Genomic DNA, 15,515 nt, shown 5'->3' on the forward strand with positions numbered 1-15,515 from the left:
TCTTAAGCATATCTTTAATTTCATCTTTTTTATCTTTTATTTCATCATATGCATTTCTTATATTTTTATTGAATTCATCTAATATTTTACTGTATTGTTCAAATCCCTTATTCTTGAAAATTCCTGAATCCTCAACATTTTCTTCTTTCACAGGGACTTTAAATAGCAAAATCTTGTTTCCATCATCATCTACAAGATATTTAGCATAAAACTTTCCTTCCTGTATAGTTATAATTTGTTTTTCCTTTTCCTTTGTATTTTCTGTCTGCTCATCATTTTTTTCTTTTTAGCATTTTCTGATTTTAACGAATAATCATTAAATCCAAAATTGTTAACAGATAAAATACTGCTCATTATATCATCTCTTTCTAATATATTATAAATAATATATTCTGTAATTGGCTTAATTTACAAAATATCTCATTTATATTATCGTCAACAAAGATTATATCTTTATTCAAATTCAATTTCTTTCTAAAATAAATAAAACTGTCCACAAAGGTTAAGTCACAAACTACTTATTAACTCTCCAGAATTACAAATAACACTATGGCTATAACCTTCGTATGACAGTTCATTCAATTTATATTTTCTACACTCTTAGAGCTATTTTATGTATACTCTATTTTTTCCTTCTAAAAAACTTTATTATATTAGAAAAGAATTTTGGCAGTTTAACAGCGATTATTTTCATATTTAAATCCTCCCATCAAATATTAATTTTTATACCTTATTATATTAATATTCAAAAGAAGTGAAATATGTTCCTACTTTTTTAATCGACTGAATGAATTATTAATAATTCTCCATTTTCATAACTTATATTTATAGGTGTATCAAGAAATTCATTACATACTGCTCTCGGATCAAGGAGATGCATATCATAACTGTCAAGATTATATTTTGCTCCTCGTATTTTAAATCCTTTAACAACTTCGCTTAATGCATGAAACGATATTGTTTCACCAGGTTTTCCATTTAAAATCATATTTTTTTCTGAAAGATACATTTTATTATGATCATCAACCATTATTATAGATATGCCTTCTTTCCTGGCTTTAAGCATCAACCCTATGTTTCCTAATGTATGATCTGCTCTTGTTCCTATTGCTGCAAAAAGATATATTGTATCAGCACCTCTTTTTACAGCTTCCATAACTGCAATTTCAGTATCTGTATAATCTTTTTCAGGCGGGAATTTTATAATCTCAACATTTTTATTTTCTATAATCTTCAATTTATTTCTATCAATAGAATCAAAATCTCCAAGAATCAAATCAGGCATAATATTATAGTCATATAGATATTCGCTTCCTTTATCTGCTCCAACAATAATATCCACATCTTCTATATAAGATTTTAGCAATGCTTCTGAAGGTCTGTTTCCTCCAGCTACGATGAGAGCTTTCAATAACATTACCCCCTCAAAGATTTAATATTTTCTTCTATATTTCCACCATTAAATACTGCTGAACCTGCAACAAGAACATTAGCTCCAGCTTCAATTATTTTTTTAGCATTGCCGCTTCCAACTCCTCCATCAACTTCTATTAAAAGTTCTGGATTTAACTTTTCACTAAGTTCTTTTACTTCTTTAATTTTATCAATAGAGTATGTAATAAATTTTTGTCCTCCAAACCCTGGATTTACAGACATTATCAAAACCATATCAAGATTTGATATAAGATTTTTTAATACACTTACCGGAGTACCTGGATTTAACGCAATACCGGCCATCTTTCCCTTTGATTTTATATAATTTATAGTTCTATCTATATGTCTGTCTGCTTCATAATGAACAGTTATCAGATCCGCTCCCGCTTCTATAAAATCATCAATATAATTTGATGGATTATCTATCATTAAATGTACATCAAATACCTTGTCAGTAAGTTTTCTTATAGATTTCATTATAGGAAAACCAAAAGATATGTTTGGAACAAAAGACCCATCCATTACATCTATATGAATAAACTCTGCTCCTCCTTTGTCTACTGCCTTTATATCCTCTCCCAATTTAGAAAAATCTGCTGATAATATTGATGGTGAAATTTTTACCATTTATTTTTTTCCTCCTCCATTATCTCTTCTAATGATTTAATATAAAAATCATATCTGTACTTATTTACTTTCCCCTCTTCAACTGCATCTTTTAATGAACATTTTGGCTCTTTGTAATGCAAACAGCCTCTGTATTTACAATTATCATTATACTCAGTAAATTCAGGAAAACAATATTTTAATGAATTTTTATCCATCAAATCTTTTATTTCTAAAGTAGAAAATCCTGGAGTATCTACTATATACCCATCTGCTACTTCAATAAGTTCACTATGCCTTGTAGTATGTCTACCTCTTCCCAGCTTTTCACTTACAGTTCCAGTTTCCATATGTTCTCTATCTGCAAGTTTATTAGTTAAAGTAGATTTTCCAGCTCCTGAAGGGCCACAAAATACGGTTATATTTCCTTTCATCTTTTCTTTTAGTCTATCTATCCCTACTCCTGCTTTTGCATTTATAAACAAAACTTCATAACCTATATCATTTATTTTTTTCTTTATATCTTCACGTTCTTCTTCTGAAACTAAATCTATTTTATTCAAACATACTACAACTTCAATACTATTATATTCACATAAAACTAAGAATTTATTTAAAAGATCAAAATTTATATCTGGATTTTTAACTGCAAAGACAATAAATGCCAAAGATACATTAGCAACTGTAGGTCTTATAAGCTCTGATGTTCTTTTATGTATTTCTTCAATAACGCCCTTTCCCTTTTCTATTTTTATAGTAACATTATCTCCAACCATAGGTTTTATATCTTTATGTCTAAATTTTCCCCTAGCTTTACATTCTATTAATCCTTCTTCAGTTTTAATATAATAGAAACCTCCAATTCCTTTTATTATCTTTCCATTCATATTATTCCTCCATTAAAATTTTCTTTAATAAATATTATAAGAGGAGAGGTATTAATAAAACCTCTCCTTTATAATTTATTTTTCTCATTAAATTGTACAATTATTCTTTCAGGCTATTGCTTACTAGGTGAGTTTCCATTTTCATTTGCACTTGTTTCTTTATCTGCTGCTTCATCCCATGGACCCTCAGGTTGCTTATCTTGATTGTTTCCTGAATTAGGCTCCTGAGTATGCGAATTTCCTCCATTATTATTTCCATTTGAATTTGAGGAATTATTTGTTGTTCCATTTCCATTATTTTTATTATCTTCTGGTTTATTAGTTGTGTTTTGATTATTTTGTGCTGGTTCTTCTTTCTTTTCAACATACTGACCTACAGTAATTGTAACTGTTGTTCCCGATTTTACTGTAGCGCCTTCTCCATAAGACTGACTTAAAACAATTCCATCTTCACTTTTGTTATTTGTTTCTTTAGAGGTAACAGAAACATTCAATCCATTGTTGCTTAATTTACTTTGTGCATCTTCTGATTTCAATCCTGAAACTCCAGGAACTGTTGTATATTTTATTTTTGAACCTAAACTTATAACAACTGAAATCTCTGCATCTTTTGTAATTTCTGTATCTTTCGCTGGAACTTGACTTATTATCTCACCTTTAGCTACATCATCACTATATGCTTCACTTGTATTTGAAATTTTTAATCCATATGAACTTAATATTTCTTTAGCTTTGTCAAGATCATATTCTAATAAATCAGGCATTTTCAATTTATTTTCGCCACCACTTACTATAACTCTTACTTCACTATTTTCTTTTACTTTAGTTCCTGCTTCTGGATTCATTTGCATTATAGTTCCTTCTGGATATTCTGTACTTGTTTCTTCTCCAGCTTCAACTAAAGTTAAATTTAATCCTTCAAGAGTTGATTTAGCTTTATCAATATCCATGCCAACAAGATTAGGCACTTCTATTTCTTTGCCTCCCTTAAACACTCCAGATAAACCATATACACCTGCTCCTAATAGTATTAATACTACAGCGCAAGCTACTCCTATAACAATTTTTTTAATCTTGGCACTTTTCCCTTTTCTTCCAAACTCACCATCATCATCGTCATCATCATAATAATAGTCATCATCGTAATCATCATAATCATCATCTGAATTATTATCGTTTTTCTTAAATTCTTTCTGTTTGGCTATTTCTTCTGTAACAGCAGACATTATTATTGTATGTTCATCATCATTTTCATCATCATCAATACGTGCATTTGGATTTTCTTTAATCTTCTGAAGATCTGCAATCATTTCTTTAGCACTTTGATACCTTTTGCTAGGTTCTTTTTCCATAGCCTTTAAAATAAGTTTATTTAAACTATCTGGTATTTTTGAATTAAGTTGCTTAGGTGGTATTGGTTCTTCTTGAATATGTTTTAACGCTATTGCCACAGCACTGTCAGCCTGAAATGGTACAGTTCCAGTAACCATTTCATATAATACAACACCTAATGAATATAAATCTGTTCTACAGTCTATAAAACTGCCCTTTGCCTGTTCTGGAGAAAGATAATGAGCTGATCCCATAATAGTACTTGTATTTGTTATTGTAGAAGATGTGGACGATTTAGCAATGCCAAAATCAGTAACTTTCATTACACCGTCTTCTGTCACCAATATATTTTGTGGTTTTACATCTCTATGAATTATCTTATTTCTGTGTGCACAATCTAACGCTCTAGCAATCTGTATTGCTACAGAAATACCAGTTTCATAATTCATCTTCCCAACCTGTCTTATAACATCTTTTAATGTTTTGCCCTTTACATATTCCATTACAATGTAATTTATCCCATCTTGAGTTCCAACATCAAGTATGTTAACTATATTATTATCTGATAAAGTTGCAATAGCTGTAGCTTCACCTTTAAATTTTTCAACAATTTCAGGATTATTGCAAAATTCACTTTTAAGGATCTTTACTGCTACAAATCTGTTCAGCTTATTACATCTTGCTTTAAATACTTCAGACATTCCTCCTTCGCCTATTTTCTCCAGTAACTCATATCTGTTACCAAGCACAATTCCATTCATCTCTACATCTCTCCTCCAAACAACAATACTGTTATATTATCCCTTCCGCCTTTTTCTTTCGCCAGGTCAACCAGATTGTCTGCCATGGTTGTATAATCATTTTCCGAATTAAAAATTTCTAAAATTTCATCCTTCGTAACTTCATTTGTAAGTCCATCTGAACACAACATAAATGAATCATATTTATTAACATCAAATCTGAACACATCTACTTTAACATCACTGCTAGTTCCTAAAGCTCTAGTAATAATATTTTTCTTAGGATGATTCACAGCTTCAGTTTCACTTATAGTTCCACTATCTAAAAGCTCTTGAACTAAAGAATGGTCTTTTGTTATCTTCTTTAATCTTCCATTCTTAAATCCCATGCAACAACTGTCTCCAACATTTGCAACATAAACAAATTTTTCTGTAACAAAACATGCTGTTACTGTTGTTCCCATTCCTTTTAAATTATCATTTGTTTCTGAAAATTTGTGAATTTCCTCATTTGCACTTTTTATAGCTCTTGATATTAAAAACTCTTCATTTTCCAAAGAATAATTTTCATCTATATATTTTATAATATGTTCTACAGCCATTTTACTCGCAACTTCTCCAGCATTATGACCTCCCATACCATCTGCAACAACATATATTTTAAATTTTTCTTTTTCTAAATATAATGCAGAATCTTCATTTAATTTACGCTTTAGTCCCACGTCACTTACTAAGCCAACCAATTTATCTGCCCCCTATCCTCTGGGTTTCAATGTAGCTTCTTCTGAGTTGTCCACATGCTGCATTTATGTCACTGCCCATCTCACGTCTAGTAGTAACTTCTATCCCATTGTTCTTCAATATTTCTGAAAAATCATCTATAGTTTTTTTGGATGATCTTTTAAAAGTATTTTCTTTTATTTCATTAACAGGAATTAAATTCACATGACATAACATTCCTCTTAATAATTGTCCTAATGCTTTTGCATCTTCCTTGCCATCATTAACACCCTTAACCAATGCATATTCAAATGTAATTCTGCGATTAGTCTTTTTCAAATAATACCTACAGGCTTCCAGGACTTCATTTATCTTGTATTTATTTGCAATAGGCATTATCTCTTTTCTTTTTTCATCATTAAATGCATGTAATGAAATAGCAAGAGTTATACTTAATTCTTTATCAGCAAGTTCATAAATCTTAGGAACAATACCACATGTAGACAATGTTATATGTCTCTGACCTATGTTCAATCCATAATCTGCTGAAACGACTTCTAAAAATTTCATTACATTGTCATAATTATCAAGTGGTTCTCCACTTCCCATTAAAACAATGTTAGATATTCTTTCACCTATATAATTTTGTACAGCAATTACTTCTGATAATATTTCTCCAGCAGTTAAATTTCTTACACGTCCTTCTATTGTAGACGCACAGAATTTACACCCCATTCTGCATCCTACCTGTGTAGATATACAAATAGAATTTCCATGCTTATATTTCATAAGCACACTTTCAATAAGATTTCCATCTGGAAAACCAAGCAGAAATTTTTCTGTACCATCTAACTCTGATTTATATACTTCTATAATTTCAGGTATTGTGATTGTAAAATTTTCTTTTAATTTATTAATTAGGGATTTAGGTATGTTTTTCATACCTTCAAAATCCATAACCCCTTTGTAAATCCACGATAATATCTGTTTTCCCCTAAATGCACTTTCACCATTTTCCTTCATCCATACTTTAAGTTCTTCTAAAGTATAATCTAGTAAATTGTTCATTTATCCACCTACTATTATCTTTTTTCTAATTTTGCTATGAAGAATCCATCCATATTTTCATTTGGCATTATTGTTAAAAATCCTTCTCTGCTATATATAAGATTATCTTGTTTTCCAACAAATATTTTTTTAACTTGACAATCTTTATGAGTATTAAGGAACCATTCAATATTTTCTTCATTTTCTTCTTTATTTAATGTACAAGTAGAGTAAATCATAACTCCTCCTTGCTTTAAATATTGCCATGCATTATCCATTATTTCTCTTTGAACTGGTATTATTTCTCTTAAATCATTTCTCTTCTTATTCCATTTTATTTCTGGTTTCTTTCTTATTATCCCAAGTCCTGAACATGGCACATCTATAAGAACCCTATCACTTGAAGCAACCAAATCAGCATTAAGTTTTGTTGCATCACCAGCACAAGCTACAACATTAGTTATACCTAATCTTTCACAATTTTCTTTAATTAATCCAATTTTGGATTCATGAAGATCAAAAGCAAGAACTTTTCCTGTATTTCCTAATATCTCTGCTGCATGTGTAGTTTTTCCACCTGGTGCGCTACATAAATCAATCACTGTCATTCCTTCTTCCAAATCTAAAAGTGGAGCAACAAGCATAGCACTCTCATCCTGTACAGTTATTTTTCCTTCCTTAAATAATGGATTATTTTCTATTGATTTTCCGCCTTTTATATTTATAGCTTCTGGACAGATTACTCCTTCAGATATTTCATATTCCATTTCTTCAAGTTTTTCATATACTTCATCATAATCAGAATTTAATTCATTTACTCTTATACTTACCTTTGGTACACTATTTAATCCAGACATTATTTTCTTAGCTGCATTTTCACCATATTGTTTAATTAAAAGTCTTATCATCCAAGGTTCAAATGAAAATTTATATGCATATTCATCTATTCTATTTCCAGGCACATTGATATCATCTGGATTTTTAGTAAAACTTCTCAATATTCCATTAACAAGCTTGCTGTCACTTTCTGATATTTCTTTTGCTTCTTCTACAGCTTCATTACACGCTGCATAAGTAGGTATTTTATCTAAGAAATTCATTTGGTATATGGCAACTCTTAAAATATTAAGTACGTTTTTATCCATTATCTTGATGTCTTTAACAAAATTTGCAATTATAATATCTAATGTTTTTTTTCTTCTCAAAACACCATATACAATTTCTGTAAGCAATGCTTTATCTTTATCATTTAATTCTACTTCATTTAATTCTTTTGAAAGGATTATATTTGAATATGCTCCTTCATTTAAAACTCTATTTAATATTTTTACTGCTAGTTTTCTACAACTCATACGCTACCTCTTTTTTTTAATTCTATATATAAATTATGAATAAATCACAATTCCACAGCCTTCAAATTATTAGCCGTATTCTGTAAGACTTTGTTATATTAATATATTTCATCATATATTTCAAAACAGTTATCTGCCAAAAATAGTATCTGTATTTTATCTGATTATGTAAAAGGCTGTTATAATAAATATATACTGCAATATATATTCCATAACAAATCATATCATAAATTTCTTATAAAAATCTATCTGCAGCATATATTTGTTCTAATCATCCTAAAATTACATTTTCTTTAATTTCATGACCATTAATATATTCAGCTATTGTCAATGGCTTCTTATTAGGAAATTGCACCTTTTTAACAAGAAGAACAGAATTTCTGCATGCAACTTTCATTCCCTTTTTGCTCACTTCAATTATAGTTCCTGGAACTTCTAAAGTTTTTTCATTTAAAACTTCACTTTCAAATATTTTCATTCTTTCTTCTTTATAATTAGTGTAAGCAATTGGCCATGGATTTAATCCTCTTATAAGATTATGTATTTTTTCTGCCGATTCATCCCATGAGACAGCTGCAATATCTTTGTTTAACATTTTAGCATAAAAAGTTTCACCATTCTGCTTTTCTGGAACTATTGTATTATTAACAATACCATCAATTGTTTCTAATAAAAGACTGCTTCCTCTTTCTTTTAATATATCGTAAAGTTCTCCTGCTGTCATATCATTTGAAATTTCAACTTCATCTTTAAGAAGCATATCTCCTGTATCCAATCCTACATCCATAAGCATTGTAGTATTTCCAGAAACCTTTTCTCCATTTATTATTGCCCAGTTTATTGGTGCTGCACCTCTATACATAGGAAGCAATGATCCATGAAGATTTATACATCCGTATTTAGGTATATCCAATACTTCTTTTGTAAGAATCTGCCCAAATGCAACTACAATCATAAAATCTGGATTCATTTCTTTTAATTTTTCTATAAGTTCTCTATCTTCTTTAAGCTTCACAGGCTGATATATTGGTATATCATGTTTCAATCCTTCTTCTTTAACATCTGAATAAGCCATCTTCTTTCCTCTTCCTTTTGGTTTATCAGGCTGAGTCAATATTGCCATTACATTATGTTTTTCTATAAGTTTTTTTAATGAAGGAACTGCAAAATCAGGAGTACCCATAAATACTATATTCATTATCTATCCTCCTAGGTTTTAATTTTTATTATCTTTTAACTCTATCTATAAATAAAGTTCCATTTAAATGATCATATTCATGTAAAATAGCTCTAGCTAAAAGGCCTTCTGCCTCTATTTCAAATTCTTCGCCTTTTTCATTTAATGCTCTAGCTCTTACATAATTTGGTCTCATAACCTCTTCCATTTCTCCTGGAAGACTTAAACATCCTTCTTCATCAATTTGTTTTCCGCTTGTTTCAAGTATCTCTGGATTTACAAATACTAATGGACCTTCTCCAATATCAATTACAAACAATCTCTTGAGCACTCCAACTTGAGGACCTGCAAGACCAACACCATCTGCATCATACATTGTATCAAACATATCTTTTATAAGTACTAAAGTTCTTTTATCTATTTCTTCAACTTCTCTGCATTTTTTTCTTAATATATCATCACCATATTTTCTTATATTTCTTAACGCCATTTTTCTAATTCCCCCTAGGTCATATTATTAGGATTAATATCTATACTAACCCTTATTTCATTATATACACTCTTATTTAATTGATAAAGAGTATCTTTAATTTTTTCACTAAACTCATCATTAAAATTGCCTTTTATTATTATCTGCCATCTATAATTTTCTTTTAGCTTTGTTATTATGCATGGAACTGGTCCTAACATAGTCAAATCATCTATTATTAGTTCTTTCAAATTCTCATGCAGATTATTCATAAATTTCTTTAATTTTTCCTCATATTTTGAAGAACCATTAATTAATAATATTTTACCAAAAGGCGGATTTCCCATCAACCTTCTTAACTTTATTTCCTCTTTAAAAAGTCCTTCATAGTTTCCTTCTTTTGCATAATTTAAACTATAATGTTCTGGTGTATAGCTCTGGACTATAACTTTTCCTTCATCACTTCCTCTTCCAGCTCTTCCTGCCACCTGAGTTATTATCTGATATGTTCTTTCTGCTGCTCTATAGTCTGGCACATTTAATGATATATCTGCTGCAAGAACTCCCACAAGAGTTACATTTTTAAAATCCAAACCTTTTGAAACCATCTGAGTCCCTACAAGAATATCAGCTTCTTCATTTTTAAAGGAATTATATATAGATTCATGTGAGCCCTTATGTCTTGTTGTATCCACATCCATTCGTAAAACTCTTGCTTTAGGAAAGTATTTCTTAACTTCCATCTCAACTCTTTCAGTCCCCGCTCCAAAAAACTTTACATATTTACTTTGACACTTGGGACATATTTTTCTTACCTTTTCCGCTCTTCCACAATAATGACAGACAAGATATCCATTATTATGATATGTCATAGAAACATCGCATTCAGGGCATTTAAACACATAACCACAGCTTCTGCATGAAATAAAAGTTGAATATCCCCTTCTATTCAAAAAAAGTATTGTCTGCTTTTTTTTCTTTAATGTATCGTTTATAGCATTATAGAGTGTTTGACTAAATAAAGATAAATTTCTATTTTTCAGTTCTTCTCTCATATCCACAATTTCCATATGCGGCATTCCCATTTCATTAACTCTCTTATTCATCTCTATAAGCTTATATTCGCCACTGAGAGCTTTATAATAACTCTCTATACTAGGTGTTGCTGAGCCGAGAACCAGCTTGCAATTTTTCAATTTGCAGAGATATTCACTTACTTCTCGTATATGATATTTAGGATTTTGATCTGATTTATAAGTATTTTCATGCTCCTCATCAACAACTATAAGTCCCAAGTCATCCATAGGAAGAAATAACGCACTTCTTGCACCTATTGCAAGCTTCGCTTTTCCTTCTTTTATTCTATACCATTCATCAAATCTTTCTCCATCTGAAAGCCTGCTGTGAAATAATGCAACATTTTCACCAAATCTCCCTTTAAATCTTTCTATCATCTGTGGAGTAAGAGAAATTTCAGGTACGAGTACAACTGCACTTTTTCCTTCATTTAAAGTATGCTCAACAAGGTTCATATAAACTTCTGTCTTTCCTGATCCTGTAACACCTTTAATAAGATATATAAGATTATCTCCATTTAATATGGTATCAACACATTTTTTCTGTTCAAAATTAAGTTCTTTCTTTTTATCTATATCATATATTTTTCTATTATATCTGAATACTACTTTATCCTCTACCTTAAAAATACCTTGATCAATCATTTTATTCAATGTATATAAGGAATACATTTTATCTCTGGTAATATCAGCTTTAGTATAAATTCCATCATTTTCACATATATATTTATAAAGTCTGCTCTGATTTTCTTTCATTTCTTCGCAATCGACTTTCTTATTAATACATATAACTTTCTTCTTTTTATTTGAAGATCCCTTCATTATTCCTACAGGTATCATTAATCTTATTGCATCTATATATCTACATAAATATTTTTTTCTCAAAAAATCTACCAATTTAAGATTGTCAATTGTAAGTATTGGATACTCATCGCACAAATTCACTATTTTTTTTACTCTGTAATTAATTTTTACTTCATCTGTTGTAATTGAGTAAACAAAACCTTCTATTTTCTTATTTCCCATTCCAAATGGTACTATAACTCTATGTCCTGCATAAATTTTATCTAAAAATTCATCTGGAACTTTGTACGTAAAAAGTCTATCAACTTCTAAGGCATCGCTGTTTATTACAATTTCAGCATACATATTACATCATGCCCCTTTTCTAAGACTAATTCATTAGTCATAATTTATTAAGCATTAATATAGTATATTACAATAAATAAAGAAGCGCAATCTAGCGCTTCTTTATTATCACATCAAATAAATTTTCTGCAATCTTTTCCTTACTCATTTTATCTAAACATATTTCTTCATTATCTTTAGATAAAATAATCACTTTATTGTCTTCGCTTGCAAATCCGGTATCTTTAGAAATTATATCATTAGCTACTATAAAATCAAGATTTTTCTTTTTCATTTTTGTTAATGCATTTTCTTTCAAATTCTGACTTTCTGCAGCAAACCCTACAAGAATCTGATTTTTTTTAATGCTTCCAAGTTCCATAAGAATATCATTATCTCTTATAAGTTCAAGAGACCAGCTGCCATGCCCTTTTTTAATCTTCTGTTCACTATATGATTCAGGTTTATAATCAGCTACAGCAGCTGATTTTACTACTATATCTGCAGATTCAAAAGCATTCAAGACTGCTTCTCTCATTTCTGTGTTAGTTGAAACTTTTATTGCATTTATTCCCTTAGGAATTTCTAAATTAGTAGGACCACTTATAAGAGTTACATTAGCACCCCTGTTTCTTGCTTCTCTAGCTATTGCATATCCCATTTTACCACTTGATCTATTTGTAATAAATCGTACTGGATCAATAGGTGCTATTGTTGGTCCTGCAGTAACTACTACATTTTTGTTTATTAAATCCTTTTTTTCATTAAGTTCCATTAAAACTTTATCTACTATTATTTCTGGTCTTTCAAGCTTTCCTTTGCCAACATCTCCACATGCAAGTCTTCCTTCAGCAGGATCAACAAATTCATACCCTAGTGATTTAAGCTTTTTTATGTTTTCCTGAACAATTGGATTTTCATACATTTTTGTGTTCATAGCTGGTGCAAAAATAACTTTTGCTCTAGTAGCCATAATAGTAGTTGAAAGCATATCATCTGCTATACCATTAGCAACTTTTCCTATAATATTTGCAGTTGCAGGTGCTACTAAAAATACATCAGCTTTATCAGCAAGACTTATATGCTGAATTTCCCACACCTTAGGCTCTTCAAATGTATCACATGCAACCTGATTCTGACTTAATGATTGAAATGAAAGAGGAGATACAAATTTAGTTGCATTTTCTGTCATAATAACATTAACATTAATGTTTTTCTTTATAAGAAGACTTGTTATTTCTAATGCTTTATATACTGCAATACCTCCACTCACCCCAAGTACAACATTTTTTTTCATACTATTTTGAACCTTCTTCTTCATCTACCACTTGAAAATTAATAGCGTTTTCATTAACTTCATGTATAGCAATTGTTAATGGTTTATTTGAATGTGCATCAACTTGAGGTTTTGAGCCATCAATTATTTGTCTTGCTCTTTTGGAAGTTAAAATTACTAAAGAATATCTGTCCTTTGTTTTTTGTAATAAATCTACTACTGATGGATTAATCATAGAGTTGTTCATGAATAATACCCTCCTTTGAATCTAATATACTATGTTTTATTCTATCTACTCTGCACTTTTCAGCTCCAATAATAGCTTCAAGCTTTTCTACTGCTGTTTCAACTTCATCATTTACAACAGCATAATTATATCTTGATATAAAGTTAATTTCTTTATATGCTGATTTGAATCTTTTCATTAAAGATTCTGGTGTTTCGCTTCCTCTTTTTATTATTCTTGCCTTCAATTCTTCCATTGATGGAGGAAGTATAAATATAAACACCCCTTCTTCTGTATTTTCTTTGACTTTTAATGCACCCTGAATGTCAATTTCTAATATAACATCCTTACCTTCTTCAAGTAATTTTTCTACATTAGACTTAGGTGTACCATAAAAATTATCATAAACTTCTGCATATTCAAGAAAATCATTATCATTAATTTTTTTCTTAAACTGATCTTTTGACATAAAATAATAATTTACGCCTTCAACTTCTCCCTGCCTTGGAGATCTTGTTGTTGCAGATACTGATATTGCTACTTCAGGATTTCTTTCTAAAAAACTTTTACATATAGTACCTTTTCCAGCACCAGATGGTCCTGAAATAACTATTAATAATCCTCTGCCTTTATTATTCATTATTCATCATCCTCATCAACTATATCATCTTTTGTTGCTAATCTATGAGCAACTGTCTCTGGCTGAACTGCTGATAATATAACATGATCACTATCAGTTATTATAACAGCTCTTGTTCTTCTTCCATAGGTAGCATCAATAAGCATGCCTCTGTCTCTTGCTTCTTGAATGATTCTTTTAATCGGCGCCGATTCTGGACTTACAATGGCAACTAATCTATTAGCAGAAACAATATTTCCAAATCCTATGTTTATTAATTTGATTCCCATACTCTGCCCTCCTAATTTATTCTATATTTTGAATCTGTTCTCTTATTTTTTCTAATGTATTCTTTATTTCTATAACTATGTTTGTCATATTTATATCACTTGATTTTGATGCTATAGTATTTGCTTCTCTATTCATTTCCTGAATTATAAAATCAAGTTTTCTTCCTATTGGTTCCTCAAGACATAATGTGCTTCTCACCTGGCTTAAATGACTTTTAAGTCTTGTTATTTCTTCATCAACAGCAGCTTTATCAGAAAATATAGCAACTTCAAGGGCTATTCTGCTTTCATCAATATCAACTCCTGAAAGTAAATCATCCAATCTTTCTTCAAGTTTCTTTTTATAATTGCTTGGAACAAGATCTGCTAACTTTTCAAGTTTATCAACATCATTTTCTATGGATTCAAGCTTTATAAGAATATCGTCTTTTAGTTTTTCACCTTCTCTTATTCTCATGTCTTCCATTAAATTCAGTGCTGATTCCACTAATGGTGCAATTTCAGCAAATATATCATCAAGATTTTCCTCAGGTTCCTGTATTGTAATCACATCAGGAAATCTTGCTATTTTTGTTGCTGATATATCATCAATAACCTCCAGATTATTTGCTATTTCTTTAAGACAATTATAGTAATCTTTTGCAAGTTCTAAATTCAATACTGCTTTTCCTGAATTGCTCAAATAATTTTTATAATTAATAAAAACATCAACTTTTCCTCTATTAAGTCTTCTGCTTATTATATTTCTTATTTTTTCTTCCAAAGAAAGCATTGTTTTAGGCATCCTTATATTTATATCAAGATATCTGTGATTTACACTTTTCATTTCTATGGAAAAACACATATCTTTTCCTTCTTCACTCTGAGCTCTACCAAAACTAGTCATACTTTTAATCAAATCTATACACCTCCTTTTGCAATTACTATTTCTATTACTGAACTTATGATATATCTAAGAGTATTTTCCTGTCAATATTTTGTTCACAATTTATTAACATTTATATTTTTTTAACTATCTGCATCTTACTATGCATTTTCTAAGAACGATATTTTTTATCATTAATTAGATCTATAAAAAAGAGGCTCTTGTATTTAATTTTCACATTTGTGAATCAGAACTATTCAGACATTATTAT

16 protein-coding genes are annotated in these 15,515 nt (G+C 29.8%); all 16 read right to left on the reverse strand.

What is annotated here, in order from left to right; genetic code table 11:
- Positions 1–228: 228 nt before the first annotated feature.
- On the reverse strand, positions 229–354 hold the full coding sequence (locus Q0F58_RS00520) for a hypothetical protein (protein WP_294371032.1): 126 nt from the start codon (positions 352–354) through the stop codon (positions 229–231).
- Positions 355–775: 421 nt separating this feature from the next.
- Positions 776–1,411: a thiamine diphosphokinase gene (locus Q0F58_RS00525; RefSeq protein ID WP_294371034.1), complete on the reverse strand. Its 636-nt coding sequence runs from the start codon at positions 1,409–1,411 to the stop codon at positions 776–778.
- A gap of 5 nt (positions 1,412–1,416) precedes the next feature.
- Positions 1,417–2,061: a ribulose-phosphate 3-epimerase gene (rpe, locus tag Q0F58_RS00530; protein WP_294371035.1), complete on the reverse strand. Its 645-nt coding sequence runs from the start codon at positions 2,059–2,061 to the stop codon at positions 1,417–1,419.
- A complete protein-coding gene (rsgA, locus tag Q0F58_RS00535; protein ID WP_294371038.1) occupies positions 2,055–2,927 on the reverse strand; it encodes a ribosome small subunit-dependent GTPase A in 873 nt (290 codons plus the stop codon). Before rsgA ends, rpe begins: the two co-directional genes overlap by 7 nt.
- Before the next feature lie 113 nt (positions 2,928–3,040).
- Positions 3,041–5,020, reverse strand: a complete 1,980-nt coding sequence (pknB, locus tag Q0F58_RS00540; protein ID WP_294371040.1) for a Stk1 family PASTA domain-containing Ser/Thr kinase — start codon at positions 5,018–5,020, stop codon at positions 3,041–3,043.
- A gap of 2 nt (positions 5,021–5,022) precedes the next feature.
- Entirely contained in the window at positions 5,023–5,742 is a 720-nt protein-coding gene (locus Q0F58_RS00545) for a Stp1/IreP family PP2C-type Ser/Thr phosphatase (RefSeq protein ID WP_294371042.1), read from the reverse strand.
- Position 5,743: 1 nt separating this feature from the next.
- Positions 5,744–6,787: a 23S rRNA (adenine(2503)-C(2))-methyltransferase RlmN gene (gene rlmN, locus Q0F58_RS00550; RefSeq protein WP_294371045.1), complete on the reverse strand. Its 1,044-nt coding sequence runs from the start codon at positions 6,785–6,787 to the stop codon at positions 5,744–5,746.
- A 14-nt stretch (positions 6,788–6,801) separates the two neighbouring features.
- Complete coding sequence (gene rsmB / locus Q0F58_RS00555) at positions 6,802–8,118, reverse strand: 16S rRNA (cytosine(967)-C(5))-methyltransferase RsmB (protein ID WP_294371048.1); 1,317 nt, start codon at positions 8,116–8,118, stop codon at positions 6,802–6,804.
- 271 nt (positions 8,119–8,389) lie between these two features.
- Positions 8,390–9,316: a methionyl-tRNA formyltransferase gene (gene fmt / locus Q0F58_RS00560; protein ID WP_294371051.1), complete on the reverse strand. Its 927-nt coding sequence runs from the start codon at positions 9,314–9,316 to the stop codon at positions 8,390–8,392.
- 28 nt (positions 9,317–9,344) lie between these two features.
- Positions 9,345–9,785 carry a peptide deformylase gene (gene def / locus Q0F58_RS00565; protein WP_294371052.1) on the reverse strand — a complete coding sequence of 147 codons (441 nt, stop codon included), beginning with the start codon at positions 9,783–9,785 and terminating at the stop codon, positions 9,345–9,347.
- A 14-nt stretch (positions 9,786–9,799) separates the two neighbouring features.
- Entirely contained in the window at positions 9,800–11,989 is a 2,190-nt protein-coding gene (gene priA, locus Q0F58_RS00570; RefSeq protein ID WP_294371056.1) for a primosomal protein N', read from the reverse strand.
- Positions 11,990–12,080: 91 nt separating this feature from the next.
- Positions 12,081–13,265: a bifunctional phosphopantothenoylcysteine decarboxylase/phosphopantothenate--cysteine ligase CoaBC gene (gene coaBC / locus Q0F58_RS00575; RefSeq protein ID WP_294371059.1), complete on the reverse strand. Its 1,185-nt coding sequence runs from the start codon at positions 13,263–13,265 to the stop codon at positions 12,081–12,083.
- A gap of 1 nt (position 13,266) precedes the next feature.
- Complete coding sequence (gene rpoZ / locus Q0F58_RS00580) at positions 13,267–13,491, reverse strand: DNA-directed RNA polymerase subunit omega (RefSeq protein ID WP_294371064.1); 225 nt, start codon at positions 13,489–13,491, stop codon at positions 13,267–13,269.
- A complete protein-coding gene (gmk, locus tag Q0F58_RS00585; protein ID WP_294371066.1) occupies positions 13,472–14,110 on the reverse strand; it encodes a guanylate kinase in 639 nt (212 codons plus the stop codon). The genes rpoZ and gmk overlap by 20 nt, the downstream gene beginning before the upstream one ends.
- Complete coding sequence (gene remA / locus Q0F58_RS00590) at positions 14,110–14,379, reverse strand: extracellular matrix/biofilm regulator RemA (RefSeq protein ID WP_002579574.1); 270 nt, start codon at positions 14,377–14,379, stop codon at positions 14,110–14,112. Before remA ends, gmk begins: the two co-directional genes overlap by 1 nt.
- Positions 14,380–14,395: 16 nt before the next feature.
- Positions 14,396–15,277 carry a YicC/YloC family endoribonuclease gene (locus Q0F58_RS00595; protein WP_294371068.1) on the reverse strand — a complete coding sequence of 294 codons (882 nt, stop codon included), beginning with the start codon at positions 15,275–15,277 and terminating at the stop codon, positions 14,396–14,398.
- Between the last annotated feature and the right edge of the window lie 238 nt (positions 15,278–15,515).

Origin of the sequence: uncultured Clostridium sp., from assembly GCF_934754915.1 — a bacterium.
Lineage (GTDB): Bacteria > Bacillota > Clostridia > Clostridiales > Clostridiaceae > Clostridium.

What these genes read in the sequence shown, in the direction of transcription:
- rlmN (WP_294371045.1), bottom strand. Translation starts at nt 6,787, where the DNA reads ATGAACAATTTACTAGATTATACTTTAGAAGAACTTAAAGTATGGATG.
- fmt (WP_294371051.1), bottom strand. Translation starts at nt 9,316, where the DNA reads ATGAATATAGTATTTATGGGTACTCCTGATTTTGCAGTTCCTTCATTA.
- def (WP_294371052.1), bottom strand. Translation starts at nt 9,785, where the DNA reads ATGGCGTTAAGAAATATAAGAAAATATGGTGATGATATATTAAGAAAA.
- rpoZ (WP_294371064.1), bottom strand. Translation starts at nt 13,491, where the DNA reads ATGAACAACTCTATGATTAATCCATCAGTAGTAGATTTATTACAAAAA.
- coaBC (WP_294371059.1), bottom strand. Translation starts at nt 13,265, where the DNA reads ATGAAAAAAAATGTTGTACTTGGGGTGAGTGGAGGTATTGCAGTATAT.
- gmk (WP_294371066.1), bottom strand. Translation starts at nt 14,110, where the DNA reads ATGAATAATAAAGGCAGAGGATTATTAATAGTTATTTCAGGACCATCT.
- pknB (WP_294371040.1), bottom strand. Translation starts at nt 5,020, where the DNA reads ATGAATGGAATTGTGCTTGGTAACAGATATGAGTTACTGGAGAAAATA.
- rsmB (WP_294371048.1), bottom strand. Translation starts at nt 8,118, where the DNA reads ATGAGTTGTAGAAAACTAGCAGTAAAAATATTAAATAGAGTTTTAAAT.
- rpe (WP_294371035.1), bottom strand. Translation starts at nt 2,061, where the DNA reads ATGGTAAAAATTTCACCATCAATATTATCAGCAGATTTTTCTAAATTG.
- priA (WP_294371056.1), bottom strand. Translation starts at nt 11,989, where the DNA reads ATGTATGCTGAAATTGTAATAAACAGCGATGCCTTAGAAGTTGATAGA.
- rsgA (WP_294371038.1), bottom strand. Translation starts at nt 2,927, where the DNA reads ATGAATGGAAAGATAATAAAAGGAATTGGAGGTTTCTATTATATTAAA.
- Q0F58_RS00520 (WP_294371032.1), bottom strand. Translation starts at nt 354, where the DNA reads ATGAGCAGTATTTTATCTGTTAACAATTTTGGATTTAATGATTATTCG.
- remA (WP_002579574.1), bottom strand. Translation starts at nt 14,379, where the DNA reads ATGGGAATCAAATTAATAAACATAGGATTTGGAAATATTGTTTCTGCT.